This window comes from Bradyrhizobium ganzhouense (assembly GCF_049949285.1).
Taxonomy (GTDB): domain Bacteria; phylum Pseudomonadota; class Alphaproteobacteria; order Rhizobiales; family Xanthobacteraceae; genus Bradyrhizobium; species Bradyrhizobium ganzhouense.
Genome location: NZ_CP181318.1, coordinates 1,175,001 through 1,190,937, shown reverse-complemented (window position 1 = coordinate 1,190,937; position 15,937 = coordinate 1,175,001). Strand labels below are relative to the sequence as shown.

The following is a 15,937-nucleotide window of genomic DNA, read 5'->3' as shown; positions in this document are numbered from 1 at the left end:
CTCTACCCTCTTCCCTTGGTCGGGATCTTGTTGAACGGCACGTCCTTGTCGACACGGATATCGCCGGGCAGGCCCAAGACCCGCTCGGCGATGATGTTGCGCATGATCTCGTCGGTGCCGCCTTCCACGCGCGTGCCCGGCGCACGCAGCAGCATCGCCTGGAAACGGCCGGCGACTTCGGCATCCTCCGGACCGCTCACCACGCCGCTCGCGCCTTGCAGATCCAGCGCGTAGGTTGCGACGTCCTGGATCATCGAGCCCGCCACCAGCTTGCCGATGGAGTTTTCCGGACCCGGCCGCTCCCCCTTCGACAACGCCGAGATCGCGCGCATGCTGGTGTAGCGCAGGCCACTCGCCTTCACTGCCCAGTTCGCGAGCTTCGAACGCACCGCGCGATCCTCGATCGCAGGGCCGTCATCGAGCATCAGGCTCGAGCAATACTCGAACAGCTCCGGAAAGCCGGTCGACACGCCAGCGCCGATCGACATGCGCTCGTTCATCAGCGTGGTCAGCGAGACGTTCCAGCCGTCGCCGACCTCGCCGAGGCGCTGGTGATCGGGGATGCGCACATTGGTAAAATAGACCTCGTTGAAGTCGGAGGCGCCGCTCGCCTGCTTGATCGGCCGCACCTCGACGCCCGGGCTCTTCATGTCCAGGAAGAACATGGTGAGGCCCTTGTGCTTGGGCACCGTCGGATCGGTGCGGGTGAGCAGGATGCCGTAATCGGAATAATGCGCGCCCGACGTCCAGATCTTCTGGCCGTTGATGACCCAGTCGTCACCATCCTTCTCCGCGCGCGTGCGGAGCCCTGCGACGTCCGAGCCGCCGGCCGGTTCGGAGAACAGCTGGCACCAGACCTTCTCGCCGGAAGCGAGTGGCGGCAGATAGCTGCGCTTATGCTCCTCGCGCGCGAACGCCATCATGGTCGGCCCGCACATGCCGTGGCCGATGATGAACATGTGAGAGAGCTTGCCGAACGCGCCCTCTTCCTGCTGCCAGATCACGCGCTCGATCGGCGACGAGCCGCGGCCGCCATATTCCTTCGGCCAATGCAGGCACGCCCAGCCGGCATCGGCCTTCTTCTTCTGCCAGGTCTTTGCGACCTCGAGGATGTCAGCGTTCTTGAGCTGGGTGCGGCCGAGCGAGGATTTGCGCAGCTCCTCCTCGTATTGCCTGGGCGCGTTGGCGCCGATCCAGGCGCGGGCCACGCTGCGGAATTCGGCTTCCTGCGGGGTGTCGTCGAAGTTCATGGTCTCATCTCTCGGTTCTTTCCCCGGACGCTGCGCAGCACGAAGTGGTGCGCTGCAGATCCGGGGCCCATTGCGGCCCCTGGGTCCCGGCTCTGCGAAGCGGCACCATAGCGCGTCTCAGACGCGCGTAAACGCGCTGGTGGCGCCGCATCGCGTCCGGGACACGTGCGGCGACTCACGCAGCGTTCTTCTTGCGCATGCGGTCGATCAGCTGATCTTCCCAATAGGTGAGGCTGCCGAGGCCAAGCGCCATCGCATTGGCGCGGCGGTAGTACATGTGGCAGTCGAACTCCCAGGTGAAACCCATGCCGCCATGAACCTGGATATTGTTCTTGGCGCAGTGCTGAAACGCTTGGGTTGCGCTGATGCGCGCGGCGGCGGCGGCTTCCGGCAATTCCGACGCATTCGTCGACAGTGCCCAGGCGCCATAGTAGCTGTTGGAGCGCGCCAGCGTCGCGGAGACATACATGTCGGCCAGCATGTGCTTCACGGCCTGGAACGAGCCGATCTGGCGGCCGAAAGCGATCCGGTCGAGTGCGTAGTCGCGGCCCATCTCCAGCGCGCGGTCGGAACCACCGACCTGCTCGAAGGCACAGAGCACCGCGGCGCGGTCGAGCACCTGAGTCAAAATGCTCCAGCCTTCGCCGGCGGCACCGAGCGGCTCCGCCTTGCAATCCCTGAAAGCGATCTCGGCCTGCCCACGGGTCGGATCGAGATTGGTCAGGCTCTTCACCTCGACACCATCGGCCTTGAGGTCGACCAGGAACAGCGAGATGTCGCTTTCGCGCCCGCTCGTGCCCGTCCGCGCAGCAACCACCGCGAAGTCGGCGATGGCACCATCGGCCACCGGCTTCTTGACGCCGTTGAGCACGCCATTCGCAGCGGTCAGCTTGACGTTCTTCGGCGCCGGATTGCCCTTGCCCTCGAACAGCGCAAGCGTGCCGATCGCGTCGCCCGAGGCGATCGCGGGGAGCCATTTCTTCTTTTGCGCGTCACTGCCTGCAATCAGCAGCGCTTCGGCGGCAAGGTACACCGTCGAAGAGAACGGCACCGGCGCGTTGGCTCGGCCCATCTCCTCCGCAATCACGCAAAGCTCGAGATGACCCGCGCCCGCACCGCCGAACTCTTCGGGGATCGCGACACCGAGAAAGCCCATCTCGGCGAGGCCCTTCCAGAGCTCCTTGTCATAGGGCGCCTTGCCGTCGAGCACGACGCGCACCGCCTTGGGCGAGCATTTTTCTGCGAGGAATTTGCGCGCCTGGTCGCGGAGCTGCTTCTGGTCGTCAGAGAAATCGAAGTTCATGGCGGGCTACCTTTGTCTTGCTGTCATTCCGGGGCGCGACGAAGTCGCGAGCCCGGAATCCATTTCGCCACGCGCTTGCGGCCCGATGGATTCCGGGTTCGCGCTACGCGCGCCCCGGAATGACGATTGGAGAGAGTCTTGATTCATCGCAGCACGATCACATCCTGATCCGGTCTGTCCGCGTAGAGCCGCTCGACCAACGCCGCGCGGCGCTCGAGGCCGGCGCGCTGGTTGATGTAGCCCTTGTCGGTGAGCTCGTTGCCGTCGATCGAGGGCGGCTCGGCCATCAGCATCGCGCGCGCGATGATGCGGCTGCTGGCGCCCCTACATTCCGTGTTGTGTGCTTCGAGCCCGCGCCTGAAGCAGGCAATCACCTCGGGGTGCTTCACCGCGTCCTCGAAGCTTAGATCGGGATTGCCGACGAGCTGGCGGCAGGCGTGCAGGTTCGGCCATGCCAGCAGGCCGATCGAGCATTGATCCTGTCCGGCCACCAGCGCGTCATGCACGACGGGCGTCGCGGCCGCGATCGTGTCGGTACGGAGCGAACCGACATGAACGAAAGTGCCGCTGGTGAGCTTGAAGTCTTCCACCACACGCCCCGCAAAGATAATGCCCTTCACAGGATCGGCTTCATCGACGAAAATGCCGGCATCGCCGATGCAGTAAAAGCCTTCCTCGTCGAACATTTTCTTCGTGAGGTCAGGCTGGCCAAAATAGCCGGGCGTGACGTTGACGCCGCGCAGGCGCAGCTCATATTTCGAGCCGCACGGCACCATCTTCAGTTCGACACCGGGGAACGGCAGGCCGATCAGGCCGACGCGCTCGGTATCCCAATAGGTGCCGGTCGAGGTCGGCGCGGTCTCGGTCGAGCCCCAGCCGGTGTAGAACACGATGCGCTCGCCGGTGGTCTTCACGGCGAGCGCCTGCATGCGGTCGTAGAGGTCGTCGGGCAGCCGCGCGCCACCATAGGCCATGATCGAGAGGTTCTTGAAGAAGGACCGGCACAGCGCATCGTCCTTTTCCATGGCAGCCGCGAGCGCTGCGTAGCCGGCCGGCACGTTGGCGTAATAGGTCGGCGAGATTTCGCGCAGGTTCTTGATGGTCTCTTCCAACTGCCCCGGCATCGGCCGGCCGTCGTCGATATAGAGCGTGCCGCCATCCACCAGCACCGGGTGGAACGCGGCATTGCCGCCCATGGTGTGATTCCAGGGCATCCAGTCCAGCACTGTGGCGAGCGGACCGCCGGGCGTGCGCGGCCGCACCTGCATCATCATCGCAGCATTGGCGCACATCATCTCTTGCGTGTTGATGACGGCCTTGGGCATGCCGGTCGAGCCTGACGTGAACAGCAGCTTGCCGACGGTGTCGGGCGTAATCTTCGCGATTGATGCCTCGACATCAGGCGTCACCGGCGTGGCTGCAAGCTCACCGAAGCTGACGCTCTTGATGCCCTCGCAGGGCCGCACGACGTGAACGACAGTGACGCCAGTGAGGTCGAGCGCTTTCAGCGCCTTCTCGAAGGTCGGACCGTCCTGTACCATCACCACGGCCGGTTTGATCAGGTCGAACAGGTACCTCAGCTTGACGTGATCGTGGCTCATCAGGGAATAGGCCGGCGACACCGGTGCCGCCGGGACGCGCGCCTGCATCGCGGCCTGCGTCATCAGCGCATGCTCGATTGAATTGCCGGAGAGGATCGTGACCGGACGCCCTTCGAGCCTGAGATTGAGTAGCGCCTGCGTCAGCGCATCCACGGTGCGCTTGGCTTCGCCATAAGACACCTTGCGCCATTCGCGGTTCGGACCGCCGCGCTGCGCGAGCCAGATCCGCTCCGGCGCCTCCTTCGCCCATTTCGCGAGCGAGGCCGGAAGATGCTTCTCGTAAGCCTGCAGCGGAATGCGCGACTTCAGCACCACCGTGCCGTCGGCGCGGCGCTCGACATTGATATCGCGCGCGAGCCACCCCACCTTGCGAAAGGCGGGCTTCGCCATCACCGCCGCCGCGCTTCCACTCATTTTGCGTCTCCCGGAATTATTGTCCTTTGCGGATCTTCGTTGTTTCAGCGCTTGATATAGACAGGCTTTCGCTTCTCAAGGAAGGCCCTGATGCCTTCCGAAAATTCCTCGGAGCGGCTGCACAGGACCTGGTTGCGGTCCTCCATCGCGATAACAGCTTCCAGTGATCCTGCATCGACGCTCATGTTGAGACATTCCTTTGACAGGCGCAGCCCAACCGGCGAGGCCGTCATCATCGCGTCGACGTAGGGTTCGGCCGCCGCATCGAGCTTGTCGTCATCCACGACCTCCGAGACGAGCCCGACCGCAAGCGCGCGCTCGGCGCCGATGAAGCGCCCTGTCAGGATCAGCTCGGAAGCGACGGAAACTCCGACGAGGCGCGGCAGGAAGTAGCTGGTGCCGATGTCGCAACCGCCAAGGCCAAGCTTGATGAAAGCGCAGTTCATGCGCGCCGACTTCGTTGCGATGCGGATATCGGAGGCCAGCGCCAGCGCAAAGCCGCCGCCGGCCGCCGCGCCCTGCACCAGCGACAGGATCGGCTGCGGACAGCGCCGCATCAGCATCACGATGTCGGCGATGCGCCGCTGCGAGTCCAGGGACTCGGTGACCCCGGGCGGCTCCTGCTGCCCGGCACGACGCGCCATCGCCGCCTTGAGGTCGAGGCCGGCGCAGAAATTCTTGCCCGCCCCTTTCAACACGACGACGCGCGTGTCGCGGTTGCGCTGGAGACCCTGGAAATAGGCGTTGAGCGCATCGATCAGCGCGGGATCGAGCGCGTTGAGACTGTCAGGACGATTGAGCGTCACCCGGTCGACGCCGTCGTCATGCTCGATCAGCAGCGGTTGGGACATGGGGCCTCGTGCTTGCCGCCAGTCGCGGCGCCGATTGCTGCGCCCTCTCCCCTTGTGGGAGAGGGCATGTACATCGCTAGCCACATACTCACTTGGGTGAGGGTCTGTCTCCGCGGAGAGAACCCCTCATCCGGCGCTTCGCGCCACCTTCTCCCACAAGGGGAGAAGGGAAGAGGCCCTACCGCGGAGCCATACGAATGGCGCCGTCGAGACGGATGGTCTCGCCGTTGAGCATCGGGTTCTCGACCATGTGCACGGCGAGCGCGCCGTATTCCTTGGCGTCGCCGAGGCGCGAGGGATGCGGCACCTGGGCCCCTAAGCTCTTGCGGGCTTCCTCGTTCAGACCCATCAGCAGCGGCGTGAAGAACAGGCCGGGCGCGATGGTGTTGACGCGGATCTTCTGGCTGGCGAGATCGCGCGCGGCCGGCAGCGTGAGGCCGACAACGCCGCCCTTCGAGGCCGAATAAGCAATCTGGCCGATCTGGCCTTCGTAAGCGGCAACCGAGGCGGTGTTGATGATGACGCCGCGCTCTTCACCGATCGGCTCGATCGTGACGAGGCGCTCGGCGAACAGGCGCAGGCAATTGAACGTGCCGATCAGGTTGACGTTGATGATGCGCGCGAACTTCTCCAGCGGATAGACGCCGTCGCGGCCGACGATGCGCTGCGAGCCGCCGATGCCGGCGCAATTCATCAGCACGCGGGCGACGCCATGCGCGGCTTCCGCCTTGGCGATCGCCGCCTTGATCTGCTCTTCGCTGGTGACGTCGGCATGGAGCGCCACGCCCTTCACCTCAGTGGCGACCTTCTCGGCGTTGTCCTTGTTCTGGTCGATCACGCCGATCTTGGCGCCCTTGGCGGCCATGGCGCGCGCGGTCGCTTCACCAAGACCCGAACCACCACCGGTGATGAGAACGGCTACGTCTTTCAATTCCATGACAGGCTACCTTTCCTTGGGCGTTTCTTCTCTAGACTTGAACGTCTCGGCCGGATTATCCGGCCGCGGCGGCTTCCTCGGCTTGCGTGAGGATGCCACCGCAGATCAGCGTTTCCATGTGCTTGATGTATTGCCGGCAGACGTCATCGGTGACCGGACCGACGCCGGTCGCGCGAGACATCGCGTGCCGGCCGAAGAACAGGTGATCGCAGGCGCCGATCAGGCTGGTGTAGAACAGCACCGGATCGGTGGCGCGGAACTCACCGCGGCTGACGCCCTCAGCGAGCAGGCGGCGATGAAAGTCGAGCAGCGGCGCGACAAAGAATTTCGAGACTTCGTCGGCGGAGCCGGCAACGCTCTCATGCAGAAGATAGTGGATCAACCGGTTCATGTAGGGGAACCGGTGATAGGCGCGGATGATGCCGGCGATATGCAGCTTCAGCTTCGCCGTCGAGGTGATCTGCTGTGCCAGCAGATATTCCAGATTAGACATTTCTGTCGCGGCATCCCGCGCGAGCAGCGCCAGCAACAGGCCGTCTTTGTTGCCGAAATGATATTTGACCAGCGCGGCATTGGCGCCCGACTTCTGCGCGATGTCGGAGAGCGAGATCTCGATCGAGGAGCGTTCGATCATCAGCTCGCTTGCGGCCACGAGCAATTTCTCTGCCGTGGAATTCTTTCCGCTGGGGAGCCTGTTCGGTACGCTGGTAGTCACGGAGATCCCTTGTTCTCGCCGCTTGAGGCGGGCCGCAGATAAGCCCAAGCAGCGCCTCCCCACAAGAGTTAATTGATCGATTGACTAAACGATATCTCGCCCATTAAATCCGCCCCCGACAACCCAATTCAGAACAATCATGGGAGAGACCGAAATGGCCGAGGCTTATATCGTCGCCGCTGCGCGTACCGCGGGCGGGCGCAAGGGGGGCCGCCTCGCCGGCTGGCATCCGGCCGATCTCGCCGCAAAAGTGCTCGACGAGCTGGTTGACCGCACCAAGGTCGATCCCGCCGTGGTCGAGGACGTGATCATGGGCTGCGTGATGCAGGTTGGTGAGCAGTCCAACAACGTCGCGCGCAACGCGATCATGGCCTCGAAGCTGCCGGAGAGCGTGCCGGGCACTTCGATCGACCGTCAGTGCGGCTCCTCGCAGCAGGCACTGCATTTTGCCGCGCAAGCCGTGATGTCCGGCACGATGGACGTGGTGATCGCGGCCGGTGTGGAATCGATGACGCGCGTGCCGATGGGCCTGTCGTCGCAGCTTCCGGCCAAGAACGGGTTCGGCAATTACAAGAGCCCGGGCATCGAGCACAAATATCCGAACATCGTGTTCAGCCAGTTCACCGGCGCGGAGATGATGGCCGAGAAGTACGGCCTGTCGAAGGATGATCTCGACGAATATTCCTACAACAGCCATCAGCGCGCGATTGCCGCCACCCAGGCCGGTCACTTCAAGAAGGAGATCGTGCCGCTCGAGATCGTCAGAGCCGACGGTTCCAAGGACACCCATCACATCGACGAAGGCATCCGCTTCGATGCCACGCTCGACGGCATCAAGGGCGTCAAGCTGATCGCCGAGAACGGCAAGCTCACCGCGGCGAGCGCCAGCCAGATCTGCGACGGCGCCTCCGGCGTGATGGTCGTGAACGAGCGCGGCCTCAAGCAGCTTGGCCTCACACCGCTGGCGCGCATCCACCACATGACCATGACCGGCGGCGATCCCGTCATCATGCTCGATGCGCCGCTGCACGCCACCAAGCGTGCGCTGGAGAAGGCCGGCATGAAGATCGACGACATCGACCTGTTCGAGGTCAACGAGGCTTTCGCCTCGGTGCCGACCGGGTGGCTGAAGACCACCGGCGCCGATCCGGCCCGGCTCAACGTCAACGGCGGCGCGATCGCGCTCGGCCATCCGCTCGGCGGCTCCGGCACCAAGCTGATGACGACGCTGGTCCACGCCCTGCACCAGCGCGGCAAGCGCTATGGCCTGCAGACCATGTGCGAAGGCGGCGGCATGGCCAACGTGACGATCGTGGAGCGGCTGTAAGCCTTGTTCCACACAGATGGTGTCGTCCCGGACAAGCGCGCCTAAAGCGCGCGCCGATCCGGGACCCATAACCACAGAAGGCTGTGGTTATGCCGCGCTGAAGCCCCATCTCGTTTCAACAACCGAGGCCTGTGGCTATGGATCCCGGCCTTCGCCGGGATGACACCTTTCTTGTTGAGAGACCTGCGCCCATGACTCACCCCTCCATCTACGCCCGCACCACGCCGAGCAAAATCGCCTACCAGATGGCAGGGACCGGCAAGGCAATCAGCTATCGCGAGCTCGACGAGCTCTCGAACCAGGGCGCAAACCTGTTCCGCTCGCTCGGCCTGAAGGCCGGCGACCACATCGCGCTGCTGATGGAAAACCGCCTCGCCTTCATGGAGATCTGCTGGGCGGCGCAACGCAGCGGACTCTATTACACCGCGATCAGCCGCTACCTGAAACAGGACGAGATCGACTACATCATCGGCGATTGCGGCGCCAAGGTCGTGATCACCACGCCGAAATGCGCCGACCAGATCAAGGACCTGGTCAAGGGTGCGGCGGGCGAGCCGATCTTCTACATGGTCGACGAGCCCCTGCCCGGCTTCCGCTCCTATGACAAGGAAGCGGCCGCACAGCCGATGACACCGATCGCCGACGAGGTCGCCGGCTACGACATGCTGTATTCATCGGGCACGACCGGCCGGCCGAAGGGCATCAAGAAGGCGTTCGAGGGCAACAAGATCGACGTGCCGAACGCGTTCCTGCGCGTGCTCTGCGCCGACATGTGCGGCATGAACACCGAAAGCACTTACCTCTCTCCGGCGCCGCTCTATCACGCGGCACCGCTGCGCTTCAACATGATGGCGATCGTGCTCGGCGGCACCTCCATCATCATGGAGCATTTTGACGCCGAAGACTTCTTGAAGCTGGTCGAGAAGTACAAGGTCACGCAATCCCAGCTCGTGCCGACCATGTTCGTGCGCATGCTCAAGCTACCGGACGAGGTCCGTGCCAAGTACAACGTCTCGACACTGAAAGGCGCGATCCACGCAGCTGCGCCCTGCCCGGTCGACGTCAAAGCAAAGATGATCGAGTGGTGGGGACCGATCCTGATCGAGTATTACGCGGGTTCGGAGGGCAACGGCGTCACCGTCTGCAATTCGCAGCAATGGCTGGAGCATCGCGGCAGCGTTGGCCGCGCCGTGGTCGGCAAGATCAAGATTCTGGATGAGAACGACGAGGATCAGCCAACCGGCGAGATCGGCACGGTCTATTTCGCCGATGCGCCCGCGTTCACCTATCACAACGATCCCGAGAAGACGAAGAAAGCCCATAACGCCAAGGGCTGGTCGACGCTCGGTGATGTCGGCTATCTCGACAAGGACGGCTTCCTCTTCCTCACCGACCGCAAGTCCTACATGATCATCTCGGGTGGCGTGAACATCTACCCGCAGGAGACCGAGGACGTGCTCATCGCCCACCCTGATATCGCCGACGTCGCCGTGTTCGGCGTGCCGAATGAGGAGATGGGCGAGGAGGTGAAGGCGGTGGTGCAGCCGCACGACATAAAGCGCGCAGGCAAGGCGCTCGAGGCCGACCTGATCGCCTACTGCAAGACGCGACTCTCCGCCATCAAATGCCCGCGCTCGATCGATTTCGAAGCCGAGCTGCCGCGCACGCCCACGGGCAAGCTGGTGAAGCGGCATCTGAGGGATCGATATTGGCCGAAGACGGCGGCAAAGATTTAGCGCCTCAATCAAACAAGCTCGGCGTGTGATTCACCAGCGCGCCTTCGATCTCGAGCATCTTCAGCTTGGTCACCACGCCGCCATTGGCCGAGAAGCCGCCAGGCTTGTTGCCGGCCGCGAGCACGCGGTGGCAGGGCACGACGATCGGGCACGGGTTGTGCCCGAGCGCCTGGCCGACATCGCGCGACAGCTGGACGCCGCCGAGACGCTTGGCAATGTCGCCATAGGTCATGGTCTTGCCGGGCGGAATGGCGCGGGCGATCTCGTAGACGCCGCGGTTGAAGTCGGGCACGCCATCCAGATCGAGCGGGATGTCTGTGAGGTCATCCGGTTCACCCGCGAGCAGTTTGACGATGCGGTCGATCACCTGCTGCACGTCAGGGGTCGGCTCTGCCTCGCTGGCGTCAGCGTGGCGCTGGCTGATGCGGGTGCGGATCTTTTCCTCGCCGCCCATCGGGAGTTGCGTGCCGTTGATGCCGCGCGGGCCCCAGGCGATGGCGCAAAGGCCGATCCTGGTGTCGAACAGGGCAAAATGCTGGTCGGTCATGGCTTGGTTCCTGGGTTGCGCTTTCGTCGCATGCCCCCATTGTGATCTCGGCCTAAATCTAGGCTTGGAAATAGTTGCGATCCACCCGGTTTCCGGGAATCTTGCACAGGAGTTCCGCCCCCTTTCCGCGAGCCCAGAATGCAAAGCCTCCACGTCAACGGATACGATATGCCCTATCTCGACGTGGGCGAGGACAGAGACCGCCCGCCGCTGGTCTGCGTGCACGGCTCGCTCTCTGACTTCCGCGTCTGGGGCTGCGTGCTCGGGCCGCTGACGCAGCGGCACCGGATGATCGTTCCTAGCCTGAGGCACTTCTTTCCTGACCGCTGGGACGGCGTCGGCGACACCTATTCGATTGCCCAGCATGTCAGTGACGTCATCGCCTTTATCGAGAAGCTCGACCTCGGGCCGGTCGATCTGATGGGCCATTCCCGCGGCGGCCACATCTGCTTCCGCGTCGCGCAGCAGCGGCCAGACCTGTTGCGGCGGTTGGTCCTGGCGGAACCCGGCGGCGAGCTCGATGCGAGCCTCGACCCGGACTATGCCGGCGGCCCCTCGCCGCTGCTGGCTCGCTTCACGGCCTCGGCCGAGAAGATCGCAGCCGGCGATGTCGATGGCGGCCTCGCCGTCTTCGTCGACACGCTGGAAGGACCCGGCACCTGGCCGCGGCTGCCGGCGATGGTGAAGCAGAATCTACGTGACAACGCCACCACCCTGATCGGTCAGGTTCGCGACAACCGCCCGCCTTTCTCGAAAGCGGATGCGGAATCGATCAAGATGCCGACGCTGTTCATCCTGGGCGCGCGAACCAAGGGCCTGCTGCCCAAGGTGCTGCATGCGCTGGCCGCGCATGTGCCCTACTCCAAGACGGCGGTCATCCCGAACGCGACGCATCCGATGTTCGAGCAGGCGCCGCAAAAATATTCCGAAGTGGTTCTGGATTTCCTGGCGAGCTGATCATGCAGAGCTTTCGCGTCAACGGTTACGACATGGCCTATCTCGAGGTCGGACAGGGCCATCCGCTGGTCTGCGTGCATGGCACGCTCGGGGATTTCCGCACCTGGTATTCGGTGCTCGGCCCGCTATCGAAGAACCATCGGGTGATCTCGGTCAGCCTGCGGCACTTCTTTCCCGAGCATTGGGACGCCGTCGGCGAGGACTACAAGATGGCGCAGCACGTCGCTGACACGATCGCGTTCATCGAGCAGATCAAGCCCGGCCCGGTCGATCTCATGGGCCATTCGCGTGGCGGGCACATCGCGTTTCGGGTCGCGCAGGCGCGGCCCGATCTGTTGCGAAAGCTGGTGCTGGCCGAGCCGGGCGGCGATCTCGATGCCAGCCTGCGCGTGCCCGAAGGCACGCCTGCACGTCCGCCGCTCGCCGCGAAGACGACGCGCTCGGTCGAGATGATCCGCGCCGGCGACATCGAGGGCGCGCTGCAGATCTTCTACGAGGGCATCGAGGGCGACGGCTCGTGGCGGCGCGTGCCGGCGGCAGCAAAACAGCAACTGCGCGACAACACGCTGACCTTCCTCGGCCAGATCAACGAGCAACGCAGGCCCTACACGCTTGCTGATGCGCAGGCGATCAGGACACCGACGCTGCTGATCGGCGGCGGCGCCACCACTGGTAGCCTGGCGGTGATGTGGCGCGTGCTGGCCGCGCACATCGCCGGCAGCAAGACGGCGGTGATCCCGAATGCCGGGCACTGGATGTTCGAGCAGGCGCCGCTGGAGTACAGCGAGACCGTGCACAGTTTTCTCGCAGAGTAAAGGAGACCTCGATGACATTCCGCCTCGTTCCCCTGCTCGCTTTCTCTCTGTTCGGCCTCGCTGCCGTCAATACGACGGCGTTTGCGGCGGCCGACGACAAGCTGAAGGCCGCGGCCGAGCAGGAGAAGGCGCCGCTGATCGAGACGCTGCACGACATGGTGATGATCGAGAGCGGCAGCGGCGACGTCGAGGGCCTGAAGAAGATGGCCGACTTCACCGAAGCACGGCTGAAGGCGCTGGGTGCCAGCACGGAGCGGCGCAAGACGACCGCAGGCGCGGGCGCCGACATGGTGATCGCGACGTTCAAGGGAAGCGGCACGCGAAAGCTGATGCTGATCGCGCATATGGACACGGTCTATCAGCGCGGCATCCTGACTACCGAGCCGTATCATGTCGACGGCGATCGCATCTATGGCCCCGGCATAGCCGACGACAAGGGCGGCATCGCGGTGGTGCTGCACGCGCTGAAGATGCTCAAGGACGCTGGCTGGCAGGACTACGCGCAGCTGACCGTGTCCTTCAATCCGGACGAGGAAGTCGGCTCGATCGGATCGGGCGAGATCATCTCGCAGTTGGCCGACCAGCATGACGTCGTCCTGTCCTGCGAGCCGACTGTCGCGGCGCCAATCGCCAAGAACGACGGGCTGCTGCTCGGCGCGAGCGGCACCGCGACTGGAAAGATCGAAGTGAAGGGACGCGCCTCGCACGCCGGCGCCGCTCCCGATCTCGGCCGCAACGCGCTGATCGAGCTCGCGCATCAACTGGTGCAGACCCGGGACGTCGCAAAATCCATTCCGGGCACGCAGCTGAACTGGACCACGGCGCAGGCCGGCACGGTGCGCAACCAGATTCCGGAGAAGGCCGAAGCCGGCGCCGACATCCGCCTCACCATTCCCGATGGCGTCGCCAAATTGCAGGCCGCACTCGAAGCGAAGGTGAAGGAAAAGCTGGTCGCCGACACCGAGACGACGGTGACGATCACGCCGGGGCGCCCGCCCTTCGTTGCGAGCGATCGCGGCCGTACGCTGGCGCAGGAAGGGCAAGCGATCTACGCCGAGATCGACCGCAAGCTCGACATCGTCGAGATGACCGGTGGTGCCACCGACGCGGGCTACGCCAACCGCAGCGGCAAGGCCGTCGTGGTCGAAAGCTTTGGTCTCGCCGGCTTCGGCTATCACGCGCGCGACGAGTTCATCGACACCAACTCGATCGTGCCGCGGCTCTATCTGATGAGCCGGATGCTGATCGAGCAGGGCAAGAAGAAGTAGGCCCAGCTCTATTTCGCGAAAACAACCCCATGCACAGTAGCCGGCCTAAGCAACATCAATAGCTTAGCCGGTTCAAACCACGATACCCTCGGAGGTACCTGGGTAGCGCTTGACGCTTCCGACGCGTGACCGTAGTTTCGAATACGGAATTCCGTATTCCATTTTCGGAGCCATCGGCGTGATCCCTCTCGACCCGCTCCCGAACCTGATCGACCAGGTCTATGCCCGGATCCTGGAGGCGATCTCCGATCGCACGCTGCAACCCGGCCAGCGCATCCGGCAGAACGAGCTTGCCGACAAGCTCGGCGTCTCGCGCCAGCCGGTATCGCATGCACTGCATCTGTTGCACCGGCAGGGTCTCGTCGCCGAGAGCGGCAAGCGCGGCTTTGAAGTCACCCAGCTCGATCCCGCCCGCATCCGCCAGCTCTATGAGGTGCGCGGCGCCATCGACGCGCTCGCAGCCCGGCTTGCCGCGATGCGTGCCGCAACCGACGCAGCCGGACGCGCGCGGCTTGAGGCGGCGCTCGCAGCCGGACGCCGCATCGATCGCAAGACGACGCTCACTGATCTGATCGCGCTCGACGTCGAATTTCATCGCGCCATCTATCAGCTCGCCGGCAACCCCGTGATCGAGGAGACGATCACGCCGCAATGGCCGCATATGCGCCGCTCGATGGCGACCGTGCTCTCCGAGCTCGATTATCGCGGCAGCGCCTGGGCCGAGCACGCTGACATTGCCGCGCACATTCTCGCTGGCGACGCGAATGCGGCCGAACGCGCGGCGCTGGCGCATGCGCAGACGGCCGGACGGATGACCGAGGAAAGGTTGAGGGAGACGGACGAGGTGGCGGCATAGCGATCACGCGCGCCGGCCACGACGAGAAAAACAAAACAAGCCAAGGAGGACCACCCATGAAACTGTCTCAGGAGCAATTGGACTTCTTCCACCGCGAGGGCTGGCTGTTCCTGCCCGAACTGTTTGCGCAAGAGGAGGTCGACCTCCTCGCGCGCGAGGCGGTCGGCATCTACGACGCCAACCGGCCGGAGGTCTGGCGCGAGAAGAGCGGCGCGCCGCGCACGGCCTTTGCCGCGCATCTCTACAACGAGGCCTTCGGCATCTTGGGCGCGCATCCGCGCATGATCGATCCCGTCGAGCAGCTGTTCGGCGAGCCGGTCTACATGCACCAGTTCAAGATCAACGCCAAATCGGCTTTTACGGGCGACGTCTGGCAGTGGCACCAGGATTACGGCACCTGGAAGCGCGACGACGGCATGCCGGAGCCGCGCGCGATGAACATCGCGATCTTCCTCGACGAGGTGATGCCGATCAACGGGCCCCTGATGCTGGTGCCGCGCAGCCAGAACGCCGGCGATCTCCAGGCCTCGCATGACCTTTCCACCACGTCGTACCCGTTGTGGACGCTCGACGAGGACACGGTGACGCGGCTGGTCAAGCAAGGCGGCATCGTCGCGCCAACCGGCAAGCCCGGCGGCATGCTGATGTTCCACGGCAATCTCGTGCACGGCTCAAGCGGCAACATCACGCCCTACCCGCGCAAGATCGTGTACCTGACGCTGAACGCGGTCTCGAACTACATCCGCACCCCGACGCGGCCGGAGTACATCGCGCATCGCGATTTCGCGCCAATCAAGACGGTGGATGACGATGCGCTGGTGCGGCTTGCGCGAGCGCCGCGGCAGGCGGCGGAGTAGATAGGTCTCGTGCCCCGGATGCAGCGCAGCGCGCAAGCGGTGCGCTGCTGAGCCGGGGCCCATGCCATATGGATAGTTTTCTTTCTGGGTCCCGGCTCTGCGGAGCGGCACTTCGCGCCGCACCGCGTCCGGGACACGACAGTTTCGCAGGACATTGCCATGAACCTCTTCCGTCTCCTCCAGGCCCGCGCATCCGCCGGCAAGCCTGTCCGTGTCGCGCTGATCGGCGCCGGTAAATTCGGCTCGATGTTTCTGGCGCAGGTGCCGCATACGCCGGGGCTGGAGGTGCCGATCATCATCGACATCGACCGCGACCGCGCGCGCGAGGCCTGCCGGACCGTGGGCTGGAGCGCCGAGCGAATCGCGGCCACCGTCTTCACCGATGACGGCGCACGTGCCATCGCCGGCGGCGCGATGGATGTGGTGGTGGAAGCGACCGGCAATCCCGCCGTCGGCATCCGCCATGCGCGCGCGGCGATCGCGGCGGGCAAGCAAATCGTGAT

At 64.4% G+C, this 15,937-nt stretch carries 15 protein-coding genes (1 of these 15 running past the window's edge); 8 read left to right on the top strand and 7 right to left on the bottom strand.

The genetic code is table 11. The features are described from left to right. Nucleotides 1-2: 2 nt before the first annotated feature. The 6 genes from ACLFLU_RS05540 to ACLFLU_RS05515 all read right to left on the bottom strand — a co-directional run bounded on the left by ACLFLU_RS05540 (nt 3) and on the right by ACLFLU_RS05515 (nt 7,014). Nucleotides 3-1,250 carry an acyl-CoA dehydrogenase gene (locus tag ACLFLU_RS05540; protein WP_426411319.1) on the bottom strand — a complete coding sequence of 416 codons (1,248 nt, stop codon included), beginning with the start codon at nt 1,248-1,250 and terminating at the stop codon, nt 3-5. Nucleotides 1,251-1,425: 175 nt separating this feature from the next. Continuing rightward, a complete protein-coding gene (locus ACLFLU_RS05535; RefSeq protein ID WP_426411318.1) occupies nt 1,426-2,553 on the bottom strand; it encodes an acyl-CoA dehydrogenase family protein in 1,128 nt (375 codons plus the stop codon). A 143-nt stretch (nt 2,554-2,696) separates the two neighbouring features. After that, complete coding sequence (locus ACLFLU_RS05530) at nt 2,697-4,568, bottom strand: AMP-binding protein (protein ID WP_426411317.1); 1,872 nt, start codon at nt 4,566-4,568, stop codon at nt 2,697-2,699. A 44-nt stretch (nt 4,569-4,612) separates the two neighbouring features. Beyond that, nucleotides 4,613-5,419 carry an enoyl-CoA hydratase/isomerase family protein gene (locus tag ACLFLU_RS05525; RefSeq protein WP_426411316.1) on the bottom strand — a complete coding sequence of 269 codons (807 nt, stop codon included), beginning with the start codon at nt 5,417-5,419 and terminating at the stop codon, nt 4,613-4,615. Nucleotides 5,420-5,597: 178 nt separating this feature from the next. After that, nucleotides 5,598-6,356: an SDR family NAD(P)-dependent oxidoreductase gene (locus ACLFLU_RS05520; RefSeq protein ID WP_426411315.1), complete on the bottom strand. Its 759-nt coding sequence runs from the start codon at nt 6,354-6,356 to the stop codon at nt 5,598-5,600. A 55-nt stretch (nt 6,357-6,411) separates the two neighbouring features. Beyond that, nucleotides 6,412-7,014: a TetR family transcriptional regulator gene (locus tag ACLFLU_RS05515; protein WP_426413911.1), complete on the bottom strand. Its 603-nt coding sequence runs from the start codon at nt 7,012-7,014 to the stop codon at nt 6,412-6,414. A 211-nt stretch (nt 7,015-7,225) separates the two neighbouring features. Here ACLFLU_RS05515 and ACLFLU_RS05510 point away from each other — a divergent pair, with 211 nt between their 5' ends. Both ACLFLU_RS05510 and ACLFLU_RS05505 read left to right on the top strand, forming a co-directional pair. After that, on the top strand, nt 7,226-8,398 hold the full coding sequence (locus ACLFLU_RS05510; RefSeq protein ID WP_426411314.1) for an acetyl-CoA C-acetyltransferase: 1,173 nt from the start codon (nt 7,226-7,228) through the stop codon (nt 8,396-8,398). 191 nt (nt 8,399-8,589) lie between these two features. Further along, nucleotides 8,590-10,134: an acyl-CoA synthetase gene (locus ACLFLU_RS05505; protein ID WP_426411313.1), complete on the top strand. Its 1,545-nt coding sequence runs from the start codon at nt 8,590-8,592 to the stop codon at nt 10,132-10,134. A gap of 4 nt (nt 10,135-10,138) precedes the next feature. Here the strand turns inward: ACLFLU_RS05505 and ACLFLU_RS05500 are convergent, their stop codons facing one another. Next, nucleotides 10,139-10,681 (bottom strand): methylated-DNA--[protein]-cysteine S-methyltransferase, encoded by a 543-nt coding sequence (locus ACLFLU_RS05500; protein ID WP_426411312.1) that lies wholly within the window; start codon nt 10,679-10,681, stop codon nt 10,139-10,141. 138 nt (nt 10,682-10,819) lie between these two features. Between ACLFLU_RS05500 and ACLFLU_RS05495 the strand changes: the two genes are divergently transcribed. From ACLFLU_RS05495 to ACLFLU_RS05470, 6 genes are all read left to right on the top strand, one after another. Further along, nucleotides 10,820-11,638: an alpha/beta fold hydrolase gene (locus tag ACLFLU_RS05495; RefSeq protein ID WP_426411311.1), complete on the top strand. Its 819-nt coding sequence runs from the start codon at nt 10,820-10,822 to the stop codon at nt 11,636-11,638. Between the two features lie 2 nt (nt 11,639-11,640). Beyond that, entirely contained in the window at nt 11,641-12,453 is an 813-nt protein-coding gene (locus tag ACLFLU_RS05490) for an alpha/beta fold hydrolase (RefSeq protein WP_426411310.1), read from the top strand. Nucleotides 12,454-12,464: 11 nt separating this feature from the next. Then, nucleotides 12,465-13,721, top strand: a complete 1,257-nt coding sequence (locus ACLFLU_RS05485; RefSeq protein WP_426411309.1) for a M20/M25/M40 family metallo-hydrolase — start codon at nt 12,465-12,467, stop codon at nt 13,719-13,721. Nucleotides 13,722-13,899: 178 nt separating this feature from the next. Beyond that, a complete protein-coding gene (locus ACLFLU_RS05480; RefSeq protein WP_426411308.1) occupies nt 13,900-14,577 on the top strand; it encodes a GntR family transcriptional regulator in 678 nt (225 codons plus the stop codon). A gap of 56 nt (nt 14,578-14,633) precedes the next feature. Then, nucleotides 14,634-15,434 carry a phytanoyl-CoA dioxygenase family protein gene (locus ACLFLU_RS05475; RefSeq protein ID WP_426411307.1) on the top strand — a complete coding sequence of 267 codons (801 nt, stop codon included), beginning with the start codon at nt 14,634-14,636 and terminating at the stop codon, nt 15,432-15,434. Between the two features lie 159 nt (nt 15,435-15,593). Further along, nucleotides 15,594-15,937 carry the 5' portion of an NAD(P)H-dependent oxidoreductase gene (locus tag ACLFLU_RS05470; protein WP_426411306.1) on the top strand. 970 nt of this gene lie beyond the right edge of the window, so the window shows 344 of its 1,314 coding nt (coding positions 1-344); its start codon is at nt 15,594-15,596; the stop codon falls past the right edge of the window.

Coding starts and splice junctions, on each gene's coding strand:
- ACLFLU_RS05505 (WP_426411313.1), top strand. CDS start 8,590: ATGACTCACCCCTCCATCTACGCCCGCACCACGCCGAGCAAAATCGCC.
- ACLFLU_RS05500 (WP_426411312.1), bottom strand. CDS start 10,681: ATGACCGACCAGCATTTTGCCCTGTTCGACACCAGGATCGGCCTTTGC.
- ACLFLU_RS05495 (WP_426411311.1), top strand. CDS start 10,820: ATGCAAAGCCTCCACGTCAACGGATACGATATGCCCTATCTCGACGTG.
- ACLFLU_RS05520 (WP_426411315.1), bottom strand. CDS start 6,356: ATGGAATTGAAAGACGTAGCCGTTCTCATCACCGGTGGTGGTTCGGGT.
- ACLFLU_RS05490 (WP_426411310.1), top strand. CDS start 11,641: ATGCAGAGCTTTCGCGTCAACGGTTACGACATGGCCTATCTCGAGGTC.
- ACLFLU_RS05510 (WP_426411314.1), top strand. CDS start 7,226: ATGGCCGAGGCTTATATCGTCGCCGCTGCGCGTACCGCGGGCGGGCGC.
- ACLFLU_RS05475 (WP_426411307.1), top strand. CDS start 14,634: ATGAAACTGTCTCAGGAGCAATTGGACTTCTTCCACCGCGAGGGCTGG.
- ACLFLU_RS05540 (WP_426411319.1), bottom strand. CDS start 1,250: ATGAACTTCGACGACACCCCGCAGGAAGCCGAATTCCGCAGCGTGGCC.
- ACLFLU_RS05535 (WP_426411318.1), bottom strand. CDS start 2,553: ATGAACTTCGATTTCTCTGACGACCAGAAGCAGCTCCGCGACCAGGCG.
- ACLFLU_RS05525 (WP_426411316.1), bottom strand. CDS start 5,419: ATGTCCCAACCGCTGCTGATCGAGCATGACGACGGCGTCGACCGGGTG.
- ACLFLU_RS05530 (WP_426411317.1), bottom strand. CDS start 4,568: ATGAGTGGAAGCGCGGCGGCGGTGATGGCGAAGCCCGCCTTTCGCAAG.
- ACLFLU_RS05485 (WP_426411309.1), top strand. CDS start 12,465: ATGACATTCCGCCTCGTTCCCCTGCTCGCTTTCTCTCTGTTCGGCCTC.